Origin of the sequence: Laedolimicola sp., from assembly GCF_051972735.1 — a bacterium.
In the GTDB taxonomy this organism is placed as follows: Bacteria; Bacillota; Clostridia; order Lachnospirales; family Lachnospiraceae; genus Laedolimicola; species Laedolimicola intestinihominis.
The window spans coordinates 1-12,867 of the sequence record NZ_JBOKYU010000028.1; the positions used below are offsets into that span (position 1 = coordinate 1).

13 protein-coding genes are annotated in these 12,867 nt (G+C 50.8%); all 13 read left to right on the forward strand.

Features of this window, described 5'->3' with window-relative positions:
• Window positions 1-2: 2 nt before the first annotated feature.
• The 13 genes from ACTRC3_RS07785 to ACTRC3_RS07845 all read left to right on the forward strand — a co-directional run bounded on the left by ACTRC3_RS07785 (window position 3) and on the right by ACTRC3_RS07845 (window position 12,683).
• Window positions 3-758 carry a DeoR/GlpR family DNA-binding transcription regulator gene (locus tag ACTRC3_RS07785; protein ID WP_440322676.1) on the forward strand — a complete coding sequence of 252 codons (756 nt, stop codon included), beginning with the start codon at window positions 3-5 and terminating at the stop codon, window positions 756-758.
• 30 nt (window positions 759-788) lie between these two features.
• Complete coding sequence (locus tag ACTRC3_RS07790; protein WP_440322677.1) at window positions 789-2,210, forward strand: rhamnulokinase; 1,422 nt, start codon at window positions 789-791, stop codon at window positions 2,208-2,210.
• Window positions 2,211-2,363: 153 nt separating this feature from the next.
• Entirely contained in the window at window positions 2,364-2,540 is a 177-nt protein-coding gene (gene rpsU, locus ACTRC3_RS07795; protein ID WP_004054229.1) for a 30S ribosomal protein S21, read from the forward strand.
• 281 nt (window positions 2,541-2,821) lie between these two features.
• Window positions 2,822-3,142 carry an ATPase gene (locus tag ACTRC3_RS07800; RefSeq protein WP_178039863.1) on the forward strand — a complete coding sequence of 107 codons (321 nt, stop codon included), beginning with the start codon at window positions 2,822-2,824 and terminating at the stop codon, window positions 3,140-3,142.
• A 2-nt stretch (window positions 3,143-3,144) separates the two neighbouring features.
• Window positions 3,145-4,203, forward strand: a complete 1,059-nt coding sequence (locus ACTRC3_RS07805) for a V-type ATPase subunit (protein ID WP_178039862.1) — start codon at window positions 3,145-3,147, stop codon at window positions 4,201-4,203.
• A gap of 15 nt (window positions 4,204-4,218) precedes the next feature.
• A complete protein-coding gene (locus tag ACTRC3_RS07810) occupies window positions 4,219-6,147 on the forward strand; it encodes a V-type ATP synthase subunit I (protein ID WP_440322678.1) in 1,929 nt (642 codons plus the stop codon).
• A gap of 71 nt (window positions 6,148-6,218) precedes the next feature.
• Entirely contained in the window at window positions 6,219-6,653 is a 435-nt protein-coding gene (locus tag ACTRC3_RS07815; protein ID WP_178039860.1) for an ATPase, read from the forward strand.
• 27 nt (window positions 6,654-6,680) lie between these two features.
• On the forward strand, window positions 6,681-6,989 hold the full coding sequence (locus ACTRC3_RS07820; RefSeq protein WP_178039859.1) for a V-type ATP synthase subunit F: 309 nt from the start codon (window positions 6,681-6,683) through the stop codon (window positions 6,987-6,989).
• 22 nt (window positions 6,990-7,011) lie between these two features.
• Window positions 7,012-7,599 (forward strand): V-type ATP synthase subunit E, encoded by a 588-nt coding sequence (locus ACTRC3_RS07825; RefSeq protein WP_440322679.1) that lies wholly within the window; start codon window positions 7,012-7,014, stop codon window positions 7,597-7,599.
• Window positions 7,592-9,358 (forward strand): V-type ATP synthase subunit A, encoded by a 1,767-nt coding sequence (locus ACTRC3_RS07830; protein WP_440322680.1) that lies wholly within the window; start codon window positions 7,592-7,594, stop codon window positions 9,356-9,358. Before ACTRC3_RS07825 ends, ACTRC3_RS07830 begins: the two co-directional genes overlap by 8 nt.
• Before the next feature lie 15 nt (window positions 9,359-9,373).
• Window positions 9,374-10,753, forward strand: coding sequence for a V-type ATP synthase subunit B (locus tag ACTRC3_RS07835; RefSeq protein ID WP_178039856.1), 1,380 nt, complete (start codon window positions 9,374-9,376; stop codon window positions 10,751-10,753).
• A gap of 34 nt (window positions 10,754-10,787) precedes the next feature.
• Complete coding sequence (locus tag ACTRC3_RS07840) at window positions 10,788-11,402, forward strand: V-type ATP synthase subunit D (protein WP_440322681.1); 615 nt, start codon at window positions 10,788-10,790, stop codon at window positions 11,400-11,402.
• A 321-nt stretch (window positions 11,403-11,723) separates the two neighbouring features.
• Window positions 11,724-12,683: an L-lactate dehydrogenase gene (locus ACTRC3_RS07845; RefSeq protein WP_440322682.1), complete on the forward strand. Its 960-nt coding sequence runs from the start codon at window positions 11,724-11,726 to the stop codon at window positions 12,681-12,683.
• The last annotated feature ends 184 nt before the right edge of the window (window positions 12,684-12,867 follow it).

The window sequence follows — 12,867 nt, forward strand, 5'->3', positions numbered from 1 at the left end:
CAATCGAACGTAAAAATGAAATCCTTGCGATTCTTCAGAAGGAACAGCGGGTTCTCGTTTCCGAATTGAGCAAACGCTACGATGTGACAGACGAGACCATCCGCCGGGATCTGGAAAAGCTGGAAAGCGAGGGCTTCGTAAAGAGAACCTACGGAGGAGCCGTCCTGAATAAGAATAAAAATGTAGATATGCCCCTGCGGATTCGGGAGAAAACCAACCGGGACGAAAAACAGGTGATTGCCGGACTGGTGGCAGGTCTGGTGGAGGAGGGCGATCGGATTATGCTGGACGCGTCGTCCACCTCACTGATGATCGCCAAGGAACTAAAGGAAATGAATAAGCTCACCGTCATCACGAATTCGGTGGAGGTACTGATCGAGCTGGCCGGACACGAGGGCATCCAGGTGATTTCCACGGGAGGCAATCTGAACGAGAGCTCCCTGTCCCTGGTGGGCAACGCGGCCCAGAAGGTACTGAACGGCTACCACGTGGATAAGGCCATCTTTTCCTGCAAGGGCATTGACATGAAGGAGGGCATGACCGATTCCAACGAGCTGGACAGCGATATCAAGATTGCCATGTATAACTGCGCGGATACGGCGATTCTGGCCGTGGACAGCAGTAAGTTTGACCGGGTTTCCTTTGTGAAATCCATGATGCTGAAAAAAGGGGATGTAATTGTGACCGACCGGAAGCCGTCAGGGGAATGGCTGGCGTTTCTGGAGGAACAGGGGGTTCGTCTGGTCACACAGGGATAATACACATAAAAAGAAGGGAAGGAATTACTTATGGGAGAGAAAATTTATAACCTGGCCTTTGATTTTGGAGCATCCAGCGGACGTATGGTGCTCTGTAAGCTGGAGGACGGAAAGCTGGAACTGGAGGAACTGCATCGTTTTCCGAATCATGAGGTACGCGTAGGGGGACATATTTACTGGGATCTGTTCGGTCTGTACCATGAACTGAAGCAGGGGCTGAAAAAAGCGGCGGCTAAGAAGGTGCCGATTCAGTCTCTGGCTATTGACACCTGGGGCGTGGACTACGGTTTCTTTGATAAGGACGGCAACCTCATCGGCAACCCGGTGAATTACCGGGATTCCCGTACAGACGGCGTCATTGACGAGATCGGGAAGATCATTCCGTTGGAGGAACTTTACAATCGTACCGGAATTGAGTTTATGTATTTCAACTCCATCTTCCAGTTATACGCGGAGAAGAAGATGCGTCCGGTGATTCTGGACAACGCAAAGCGGATTCTCTTTATGCCGGAGCTGTTCGGTTATTTCCTGACCGGTATCATGTATACAGAGTATACCTTCGCAAGCACTTCCCAGCTTCTGGACGCCAGAAAGCGGGAGTGGGATTATGATTTGATTGAAAAGCTGGGGCTGAACAAAGAAATGTTTGGCGACATCGTAATGCCCGGCACCATCATCGGCGGACTGCTTCCGGAAGTGGAGGAGGAGACCGGTCTTAAGGATGTAAAGGTCATTGCGGTAGGCAGCCATGATACGGCGTCCGCAGTGGCGGGCGCACCCCTGGAATCCGACGACGCGGCCTTCTTAAGCTGCGGTACCTGGTCCCTGCTTGGTATGGTTCTGGATGAGCCGATTTTAAATGAAGCTTCCTATAAATATAACTACACCAACGAGGGCAGCATCGACGGCAAGATTCAGTTCCTGAAGAATATCAATGGCCTGTGGATTATGCAGAATCTGCGCCGGAACTGGTGCGAGTTCGAGGGAGAGGTAGGCTTCCCGGATATTATCCGTGAGGCGCGGGCAGCCAAGCGTCAGGACTTCAGTATCAATCCGAAGGATCCGCGGTTTACAGCGCCCTTAAATATGATGAAGGAGATCGTCGGTTACTGTGAAGAGACCGGACAGGGAACTCCGGAGGGACTGGGCGAGATGGCCATGGCCATCTACAACGGTCTGACTGAGGAGTACCGTAAGTCCATCCAGTATATGGAAGAGATCACCGGCAAAACCGTTACCTGCATCAATATGGTGGGCGGCGGCATCCAGGATCAGCTGCTCTGTGAGCTGACTGCGAAGAAGACCGGCAAGCGCGTAATGGCGGGACCGGTGGAGGGATCCGTTCTGGGCAACAGTATTGTACAGCTGGTAGCTATGGGTGAAGTAAAGGATGTACAGGCCGGACGTGACATTATACGGAATTCCTTCGACGTGAAGATTTACGAGCCGTAAAATCCGAAATCCAATGAAAAAAGTGTTGACAGAAACCGACGAAGCCACTATAATCTTATGTGTGCAAGGATACCTTTGTTAATTCGAAGGTAAAATACCCAGACAGTTGTCTAATGCACAATACACAACTGGAGGGAGGTTAGGTGTGATACTATGTCAAATGTAATCGTAAAAGAGAACGAGACTTTAGATAGCGCTCTGCGTCGTTTTAAGAGAAACTGTGCAAAGGCAGGCATTCAGCAGGAGATCCGTAAGAGAGAGCATTACGAGAAACCGAGCGTAAGACGTAAGAAGAAATCTGAAGCAGCTAGAAAGCGTAAATACAACTAATATTGTGCATGAAATTCCTCGACTTTACTGTCGGGGAATTTTTTCTCTAACAGGGGAAATTACACACAAGTGTGTAAAATGTATCATTATCCGGAATAACCGAAAAGAGGGAATGTTATAAGTGGGGCAACATGCCGAAAATATGGCAATCTATACATGAATTTGTAGAAAATGCCAATGGAAAATGATACATTTTAGGTGGATTTTGCTATAGCTTTTTTGAAAAAAAGAGTATAGTATAATCTGGATTCAAAGACTATGACGAGACAGGAGGGATTTGCATGGAGCAGATGGAAGCAGTGCTTGGCAGGCTTTCTGAGATCGAGAGCGCGGCAGTGGCTCTGGAGGAGAAGGCGGCAGAGCAGAAGAAGCAGATCGCGGCTGAGTACGAGGCGAAGACACAGGCCTTTGATAAGGAGATTGACGCGCAGACGCAGGAGAAGCTGAAAACTCTGAATGAGAAGCTTCGGTTGGAAGCAGAAAATGAGCTTCTGAAGATGAAGCAGGAGACCGACCGGGAACTGGCGGCCATGGATGCGGAGTACAGCCAGAATCATGAGAAGCTGGCGGCTGCGATTTTTGATAAGATGATAGGAGAATAGGCATGGGCGAACTGATGAAATACAGTGCCGTTGCCACAAAGATACGAGCCATGGAGAGCCGGCTTCTGTCGAATGAGGATTTCGCGAAGCTGGCGGCTATGGAGAATGTTCCGCAGGCAGTGGCCTATTTGAAAAAGATTCCGGCCTATGAAGCCCTGTTTAAGGGATATGATGAGACGGAGCTTCACCGGGGTCAGATTGAGAGACTGCTGGTCGGTACGCTGTATTACGATTTCTCCAAGATCTATCGTTTCTGCGATAAGGAACAGAAAAAGATCCTGCGGCTTTACTTCAGCAAGTTTGATATCGCCATTATCAAGCGAGCCTTCCGTAGAGCCTTCAACCACGGCGATCGTACCGCGGAAGAGAAGGAGCTTCGGAGCATGGTACAGCGTTACACCGACATACCGCTGGAAAAGCTGGCTGAGACAGGGACGGTACCCGAGATTCTGGAAGCACTGAAGGGCACCGAATACTATAAGGTACTGCAGAAGCTGGATCATGTGGAGAGCGCAAGTCTCTTTGATTATGAAATGACACTGGATCTGTATTATTTCTCTATGATATGGAAACAGAACAGCAAGCAGACAAAGGGCAAGACCAAGTCGCTTCTGGCCAGAAGCCTGGGAAGCCAGATTGATCTGCTGAATATGATGTGGATTTACCGGGCAAAGAAATACTATCAGATGTCGGAAGCTTCGACCTATACGCTTCTGATTCCGGTGACCTATAAGCTCCATGACAGCGATATCCGTGCCATGGTGGCGGCAGCAGATGAGAGAGCTCTGGAGGAGGCCATCCAGAAGACCTATTACGGAAAACGTTTTATGAAGCTGGACAGCCGGGAACTGGAGACTGTCTACGATAGATTTCTGCGGAAGGTATACACAGAGGAAAAGCGGCAGAACCCCTATTCCCTGGCAGCGATTACCGGTTACCTGTACGACAAGGAGCAGGAGCTGGATAAGCTGACGACCGTGCTGGAGGGCGTCCGTTACGGACTTCCGGCCAGTGAGACGCTGAAATATATCGAGCAGTCGAAAGACGCCGGCAACCAGTAGAGGAGGTAGTAGCAAGTGATTGTAAAGATGAAGTTCTTAAGCATCACGGGCCCCAGGAATGATATTGAGCGCATGGCCGGTCAGTATCTTTCCAAGTATGAGATACAGCTGGAACACGCCCTGACTGAGCTTAAGACGGTACAGAATCTGAGAGCCTACACCGATAAGAATCCCTATGAAGAGATTCTGCGTCAGGCTTCAGAGTATCTCCCCGCGGATCTGCACACAGATCGGGAATTCCCCGATATGACGGTGGATAAAGCGGAGCAGATTTTAAGAGAAGCGGAAAAGAACCTGACGGATCTGAAGGAGCGGAAGACAGAACTCATAGCGAAGTGTGAGAAATGCAAGGCTTCCATGGACAGTATCGAGCCCTTTCAGGGACTGGAATTCGATGTCCACAGCCTGCTGAATTTCCATTATGAGAAATACCGCTTCGGACGGATTTCCAAGGAGTACTTCGACAAGTTCGACCGCTATGTATATGACACGCTGGATACGATTTTCTATAAGTGTAAAAGCGATGAGGAATACGTTTACGGAGTATACTTCGTACCGGCTTCCCTGGCGGATAAGATTGACGCGGTGTACGCGTCCATGCATTTTGAACATATCTTTATTCCGGATGAGTACGAAGGAACGCCGACCCATGCATACGAAGAGCTGAAAGAAGAGCTGGCGAAGCTGGATAAGGAACTTGTGTCGATGGATCAGAAGATTACTTCCGTTGTGGCAGACCGCATCGATGAGCTGGCAGCCGCTTCTGCTTACCTGAAAAAGCGCAGCGCAAGCTTCGATATCCGGAAGTACGCAGCCCTGACCAAGGAGAAGGACAATGTGTTTTATATCCTCTGCGGCTGGATGCCGGAGGATCAGGCAGACGCCTTCCAGAAGGAGATTGAGGATGACGAGCAGACCTTCGTGGTGGTGGAGGATGACCATGACAATATCTTCAGCACCCCGCCCACGAAGCTTCATAACCTGAAGATTTTCCGTCCCTTCGAGATGTATGTGAAGATGTATGGACTTCCGGCCTACAATGAGATGGATCCGACCATGTTCGTAGCCATCACCTATGCCTTTATCTTCGGCGCCATGTTCGGCGATGTGGGACAGGGCCTGGTACTGCTGCTGGGCGGTTTCTTCCTGTATAAGAAGAAGGGCATGGATCTGGCGGCGATTATCGGCAGCGCCGGTATCTTCTCTACCTTCTTCGGTTTCATGTACGGCAGCTTCTTCGGTTTCGAGGATGTGCTTCCGGCCCGCTGGCTGAAGCCCAAGGAAGCTATGATGACGCTTCCGGTGGTTGGTCAGATGAACACCGTATTCGTGGTAGCCATCGTATTTGGTATGTTCCTGATTCTGACTGCGATGATTCTTCATATTATCGTGGCGGTGCGGAATCATGATATCGAAGGCACCTGGTTTGATACCAACGGTGTGGCAGGCTTTATCTTCTACGGCTTTGTAGTAGCAAGCCTGATTCTCTTTATGAGCGGACATGCGCTTCCGGCTACCATCATTATGGTACTGGTTCTGGGACTGCCCCTTCTGGCTATGGCCTTTAAGGAGCCGCTGACCGCCTGGATGGAGAAGAAGAAAGCAGAGCTGGATGGCGGCGTGGCCATGTATCTGGTGCTGACCTTCTTCGAGATGTTTGAGGTGCTCTTAAGCTTCTTCTCAAACACGCTGTCCTTTGTCCGTATCGGAGCCTTCGCAGTCAGCCATGCGGCCATGATGGAGGTCGTTCTGATGCTGGCAGGCTTCGAGAACGGCGCTACCGGCAACTGGCTGGTCATCGTACTGGGCAATGCCTTTGTCTGCGCGATGGAGGGTCTGATTGTAGGTATTCAGGTACTTCGTCTGGAGTACTACGAGTTATTCAGCCGTTTCTACAAGGGAACGGGACATGCGTTCAAGCCTTATAAGATGAACGAGAAATAAAGATACAGAAGCAATAATTTAAATTATTTATAAAAATTATTACAAAAGGTATTTAAAGGAGGAAATTCAAAATGTCTATGTTAGTGAAAGTATTACTGGTTGCAGCTCTTGTTTTAAGCATTATGGTTCCGTTCGGAGCATATTTCCTGGGACAGCCCTCCCGCAGCCGTTATAAGAGAAGCCTTGGATGCAACTGCTTCTTCTTCTTTGGTACTCTGGCTCTGGCAGCCGTTCTTGCATACGGCGGAAACGTACAGGCAGCTGAGACTGCCGCAGAGACCGCAGCAGGCATGTCCACAGGTCTTGGATACATCGCAGCAGCACTGGCTACCAGCCTTTCCGGTATCGGTTCCGGTATCGCAGTAGCATCTTCCGCAAGCGCAGCACTGGGTGCAATCAGTGAGGATCAGAGCATCTTCGGTAAGTCCATGATTTTCGTAGCTATGGCCGAAGGTATCGCGCTGTATGGTCTGATCATCTCCTTCATGATTCTTGGTAAGCTGTAAATCTCTGACCCGAAAGGCGGAATCCATATGAAGATGTATTTGATAAGCGACAATATCGATACCTGCACAGGCATGCGCCTGGCAGGTATCGAGGGCGCTGTCGTTCATGAAAAAGAGGAGCTGAAGGCGGAACTGAACCGCGCCATGGCAGATAAGGATATCGCTGTGGTGGTTCTGACGGAGAAGTTCGGTCAGGAATTTCCGGAGGTCATCGCCGAAGCCCGCCAGGGCCGCAGCCTGCCGCTTCTCATTGAAATTCCGGACCGCCATGGCACCACCAGAGGAGAGAATTTTATTACCTCCTATGTGAACGAAGCCATCGGAGTCAAGCTTTAGAGTGAAAAGGAAGGTGATCGCAATGACGACAGAAGAAAAACTGCAGCATTTTACGACCTACGCCATGGAAGAGGCAAGAAATAAAAGCGACGCCATGATCCGCGAATATACGGATGCCATGCGGAAGATTTTTGAGGAGCATCAGGAGAAGAAGCGTCGTCAGGAGGAGCTTGAGATCAAGACCGAGACCGATCGTCTGGTACGTGAGAATAACAAGCAGTTCTCCGAGGAACAGATTGAAATCAAGAGAACCTTAAGCAAAAAGCAGGATGAACTGAAAGAAAAGCTTTTTGTAGAGGTAAAGGATCTGCTGGCAAACTTTGCGGAGACCAGGGAATATCATCAGATGCTGGTGAAACAACTGCGCGAGGCAAAGGAGTTTGCAGGCGGAGACGAAGTGATTTTATATATTGACCCGTCCGATGCGCAGAAGAAATACAGCATCGAGTCAGAAGTAGGCGCGCCGGTGACGGTCAGCGAATACTCCTTTATGGGCGGAACACGCGCCGTACTGCCGGGCCGGAATATCCTCATCGATAATTCCTTTGAGAGCAAGCTGGCAGGGGCGAAGGAGAGCTTCCAGTTAAAAGGAGGAGCACACCATGAATAGAACAGGCGTTATCTATGGAATCAACGGCCCTGTTGTATACATCAAAGGCAACACCGGCTTTAAGATGGCCGAGATGGTCTATGTAGGCAAGGAAAAGCTGGTAGGCGAGGTCATCGGTCTGGATAAAGACAGAACAACCATTCAGGTATTCGAGGAGACCACCGGAATCAAACCGGGTGAAATCGTAGAAGCTACCGGAGACGCGATCTCCGTATACCTGGCTCCCGGAATCCTGCATAATATTTTCGACGGTATTGAGCGTCCCTTAAGTGAGATCGCGAAAATCGGCGGCGCTTATATCAGCCGCGGTACCGTCGTAGATTCTCTGGATAAGGAGAAGCTCTGGGACGCCCACATGATTGTAAAGGAGGGCGACCGCGTCAGCGGCGGATCCATCATCTGTGAGGTACCGGAGACAAAGGCAATCGTTCATAAGGTTATGGTTCCTCCGAATCTCTCCGGCGTACTGACAAAGGTAATGCCGGACGGCCAGTATACCATCTGTGATACCATTGCGGTTCTGCAGCTGGATGACGGTACCGAGAAGGAACTGACCATGATGCAGAAATGGCCCATCCGTGTGCCGAGACCGACCACCAGGCGTTATCCGGCCTCCAAGCCGCTGATTACCGGACAGCGTATTCTGGATACCCTGTTCCCCATCGCCAAGGGCGGTACCGCAGCCATCCCGGGCGGATTCGGAACCGGTAAGACCATGACCCAGCACCAGATCGCGAAATGGTCCGACGCGGATATTATCATTTACATCGGCTGCGGCGAGCGTGGAAATGAGATGACACAGGTACTGGAGGACTTCTCTAAGCTGGTTGACCCGAAGACAGGCAACCCCTTGATGGAGCGTACCACCCTGATTGCCAATACCTCCAACATGCCGGTGGCAGCCCGTGAGGCAAGTATTTACACAGGTGTTACTCTGGCAGAGTACTATAGAGATATGGGCTATGACGTTGCCATCATGGCAGACTCCACCTCCCGTTGGGCCGAGGCGCTCCGTGAGCTGTCCGGACGTCTGGAGGAGATGCCCGCCGAGGAAGGCTTCCCGGCATACCTGGCGTCCCGTCTGTCCGCGTTCTATGAGCGCGCCGGCATGATGCAGAACTTAAACGGAACAGAAGGAAGCGTATCCATCATCGGAGCTGTATCCCCCCAGGGCGGTGATTTCTCCGAGCCGGTAACCCAGAATACCAAGCGTTTCGTCCGCTGCTTCTGGGGACTGGATAAGTCTCTGGCATATGCCCGTCATTTCCCTGCTATTCACTGGCTCAGCAGCTACAGTGAGTACGTATCCGATCTGGCGCCCTGGTACAAGGATCATGTGGCAAAGGATTTCATGGACTGCAGAAACCGTCTGATGGTCATCCTGAACCAGGAGAGCAGTCTGATGGAGATTGTAAAGCTGATCGGCAGTGATGTGCTTCCGGATGATCAGAAGCTGGTTCTGGAGATTTCCAGAGTAGTACGTCTGGGCTTCCTGCAGCAGAATGCATTCCATCCGGATGATACCTGTGTCCCCATGGAAAAGCAGATGAAGATGATGGAGATCATTCTCTATCTCTATGACAAGTCCAAGGCGCTGATTACGCAGGGCATGCCCATGTCCGTGCTGAAGCGTGAAAATATCTTCGAGAAGGTCATTGCCATCAAGTATGACGTGCCCAACGACCACCTGGAGATGTTCGACGATTACAAGAAAGCGATCGATGAGTTCTACGATCGCGTACTGGAAAAGAACGCGTAAGGGGAGGATGAGAAAATGTCAATTGAATATTTAGGCTTAAGTGAAATCAACGGCCCCCTGATTGCCCTGGAAGGCGTACAGAACGCGTCCTACGAGGAGATTGTAGAGATTACGGTGGACGGCAATAAGAAAGAGCTGGGCCGTATCATTGAGTGCTATAAGGATAAGGCGGTTATCCAGGTGTTCGGCGGAACGGACAATATGTCCCTTCGCAATACCCACACCAAGCTGACCGGTCATCCCATGGAGATTGCCCTTTCCCCGGAGATCCTGGGCCGTACCTTCAATGGTATCGGACAGCCCATCGACGGTCTGGGCGAGATCGTCTCCGATATTCACCGGAATGTCAACGGACAGCCGCTGAATCCGGTAACCCGTGAGTATCCGCGTAACTACATCCGTACCGGATTTTCCGCTATCGACGGTCTGACCACTCTGATTCGTGGACAGAAGCTTCCGATCTTTTCCGGAAACGGTCTGCCTCATGATCAGCTGGCAGCACAGCTGGTAAAGCAAGCTTCTCTGGGTGATGATTCGGATGAGCAGTTCGGTATCGTATTCGCAGCTATGGGTGTGAAGCACGACGTAGCGGATTTCTTCCGCCGCGCATTTGATGAGAGCGGAGCTTCCGAGCATGTTACCATGTTTATGAACCTGGCAAATGACCCGGTGGTAGAGCGTCTGATCACACCGCGTGTGGCTCTGACCGCTGCCGAGTACCTTGCTTTTGAGTGCAATATGCACATCCTGGTTATCCTGACGGATATGACTTCCTTCGCGGAGGCCATGCGTGAGGTATCTTCCTCTAAGGGAGAAATTCCGTCCAGAAAGGGTTACCCGGGTTACTTATACAGTGAGCTGGCTACCATCTATGAGCGTGCCGGCATTGTAGAGGGCGTCAACGGTTCTGTGACACAGATTCCGATTCTGACCATGCCCAACGACGATATTACCCACCCGATTCCGGACCTGACCGGTTACATCACCGAGGGTCAGATTGTACTGGATCGTGAGCTGCACGGACAGGCTGTTTATCCGCCCATCAGCGTGCTGCCGTCCCTGTCCCGTCTGATGAAGGATGGTATCGGTGCGGGCTACACCCGTGAGGATCATCAGGATCTGGCGAACCAGCTGTTCTCCTCCTACGCAAAGGTGGGAGACGCGAGAGCACTGGCGTCCGTTATCGGCGAGGATGAGCTGTCTCCGATTGATAAGAAGTATCTGCAGTTCGGTAAAGCCTTCGAGGCCCGCTTTGTAGGCCAGGGACCGGAGGAGAATCGTACCATCGAGGAGACTCTGAATATCGGCTGGGAGCTTCTTGGCATGCTGCCGAGAGAAGAGCTGGATCGTGTGGATACTAAGATTCTTGATAAATATTATAAGCCGGCAGAATAATGTAAACCGAGTTTTTTAAGAAGGAGGAAGCTGTATGGATAACAATGCAGTTCCTACAAAAGGCAACCTCATACGCGCGAAGAACTCCCTGAAGCTGGCAAAGCAGGGCTATGAGCTGATGGACAAGAAGCGGAATATTCTGATCCGGGAGCTGATGGGTCTGGTGGATCAGGCCAAGGATATCCAGGCTGAGATTCGCACCACCTTCACTACGGCTTATGCGGCGCTTCAGAGGGCTGACATGGAGCTGGGTATCAACGCAGTAGCCGATGTGGCCCGGAATGTGCCCATCGAGGATACGGTGGAAGTGAAGACCCGAAGCATCATGGGTACTGAGATTCCGCTGGTCCGCTATGACGCAGCCACCCGTACTCCGGCCTACGCCTTTTACAGCACCAGGGAATCCCTGGATATCGCCAGAGTCTCCTTTGAGAAGGTAAAAGACCTGACCATCAAGCTGTCCGCAGTGGAGAACTCCGCCTATCAGCTGGCGGCCAATATCAAAAAGGCCCAGAAGCGTGCCAACGCGCTGAAGAACATCACCATCCCCCGCTACGAGGCGCTGACCAAAGACATCTCCAACGCCCTGGAGGAGAAGGAACGTGAGGAGTTCACGAGACTGAAGGTTATTAAGAGGATGCATTCATAAAGATTGACAGGAATGTCAGTATTAGGTCATATAATGTCGATAAGAGGTATTGTAACGATATTTCTTATCGGCATTATTTTTTGCGACGCGGCAGCCGCATTCTTACTGCATAGAAAAAGTGGGATTTCCTCACACTTTCTATTAGATTTCGTTAAGAATTTGTTTATCCACAGAAAAAAATTGTACAAATAGAAATACAAAAATCCAAAATACCTCTTGCATAACCGAATTGTACATGCTATAATGCAAGAGGTTGATAAAAAAATATCAATATTGTGAAAAATATCACGTTTTGGGGACGAGAAAGAGTGAGGTAACAGTATGACAAACGAAACATCAAACAAGATCGTAGTAATTGGAGCTGGAAACGTGGGAGAGACCATCTGCTATACCCTGATGCTGAAAGCACAGGTAGGCGAGATTGTCCTGGTAGACTTGAACGAAGATCGCGCGAAGGGTGCTGCACTGGATATCTCACACGGGACCGCGTATTATAGTCAGGTGCGTGTCCGCCAGGGCGGCTATGAGGAGTGCGCGGATGCGAAGATCATCATCGTGACCGCAGGTGTACCGAGAAAACCCGGCCAGACCCGCCTGGAGCTTGCCAAGGTAAACACCGGTGTGGCGAGAAGCATCGCGAAGAACATTATGAAATACGCAAAGAATCCGCTGATCATCGTAGTATCGAACCCGGTAGATGTGAACACCTATCTGATTCAGAAGGAAACCGGCCTTCCGAAGGAGCGAGTTATCGGAACCGGAACCTCCCTTGATACCGCCCGCTTCCGTTATCTCTTAGGCGAACGCGTAAAGGTAGATATCCGCGACATCCAGGGTTATATTCTGGGCGAGCACGGCGACACCCAGGTCCCCATCTGGAGCAGCGTCAACGTAGCAGGCGAGCCCATCGATCACTTCCTGCCTGCAGAAGAAAAGGAAAAAGAGAAAGTCAAGGAGCAGATTGCCAATAAAGCCAAGACCGGCGGCGCGGACGTCATTTCCCTGAAGGGCGCCACCTTTGACGGAATCGCCATGTCCACTTTCCGTATCGTAGAGTCTATCCTGAAGAACCAGAACACCGTACTTCCGGTAGCCCACGTACTGGGAAAAGAGTACGGCGAGAGCCTGGAAGGATCCTGCATCAGTATCCCCTGCGTAGTTAACGAAGAGGGTATCAGCAAGACCATCAAGATCACCATGACCGACGAGGAGAAACGGCAGGTAGAACACTCCGCAGAAGTGCTGAAAGCATTCATCGGCGACGTGATGAAAGAGGACTAATAATAGAACAGGAAACATAATTACAAAAACAGCCCCGGCTATCCAACAGCAAAGCGCCTTGGATAGCCGGGGCTGTTTTTGTACACCGGAGTATATCCCCGTGGGGGAGACGGATAGCCGGGTGGGAAAATAGGCGTGTTCCCACCCGGCTATCCGTCTCCCCCACGGTACATAACGTAAAATT

Excerpts from the sequence above, each read along its gene's own strand:
- ACTRC3_RS07845 (WP_440322682.1), top strand. The coding sequence starts at position 11,724 with ATGACAAACGAAACATCAAACAAGATCGTAGTAATTGGAGCTGGAAAC.
- ACTRC3_RS07800 (WP_178039863.1), top strand. The coding sequence starts at position 2,822 with ATGGAGCAGATGGAAGCAGTGCTTGGCAGGCTTTCTGAGATCGAGAGC.
- ACTRC3_RS07820 (WP_178039859.1), top strand. The coding sequence starts at position 6,681 with ATGAAGATGTATTTGATAAGCGACAATATCGATACCTGCACAGGCATG.
- ACTRC3_RS07805 (WP_178039862.1), top strand. The coding sequence starts at position 3,145 with ATGGGCGAACTGATGAAATACAGTGCCGTTGCCACAAAGATACGAGCC.
- rpsU (WP_004054229.1), top strand. The coding sequence starts at position 2,364 with ATGTCAAATGTAATCGTAAAAGAGAACGAGACTTTAGATAGCGCTCTG.
- ACTRC3_RS07830 (WP_440322680.1), top strand. The coding sequence starts at position 7,592 with ATGAATAGAACAGGCGTTATCTATGGAATCAACGGCCCTGTTGTATAC.
- ACTRC3_RS07815 (WP_178039860.1), top strand. The coding sequence starts at position 6,219 with ATGTCTATGTTAGTGAAAGTATTACTGGTTGCAGCTCTTGTTTTAAGC.
- ACTRC3_RS07840 (WP_440322681.1), top strand. The coding sequence starts at position 10,788 with ATGGATAACAATGCAGTTCCTACAAAAGGCAACCTCATACGCGCGAAG.
- ACTRC3_RS07790 (WP_440322677.1), top strand. The coding sequence starts at position 789 with ATGGGAGAGAAAATTTATAACCTGGCCTTTGATTTTGGAGCATCCAGC.
- ACTRC3_RS07825 (WP_440322679.1), top strand. The coding sequence starts at position 7,012 with ATGACGACAGAAGAAAAACTGCAGCATTTTACGACCTACGCCATGGAA.
- ACTRC3_RS07835 (WP_178039856.1), top strand. The coding sequence starts at position 9,374 with ATGTCAATTGAATATTTAGGCTTAAGTGAAATCAACGGCCCCCTGATT.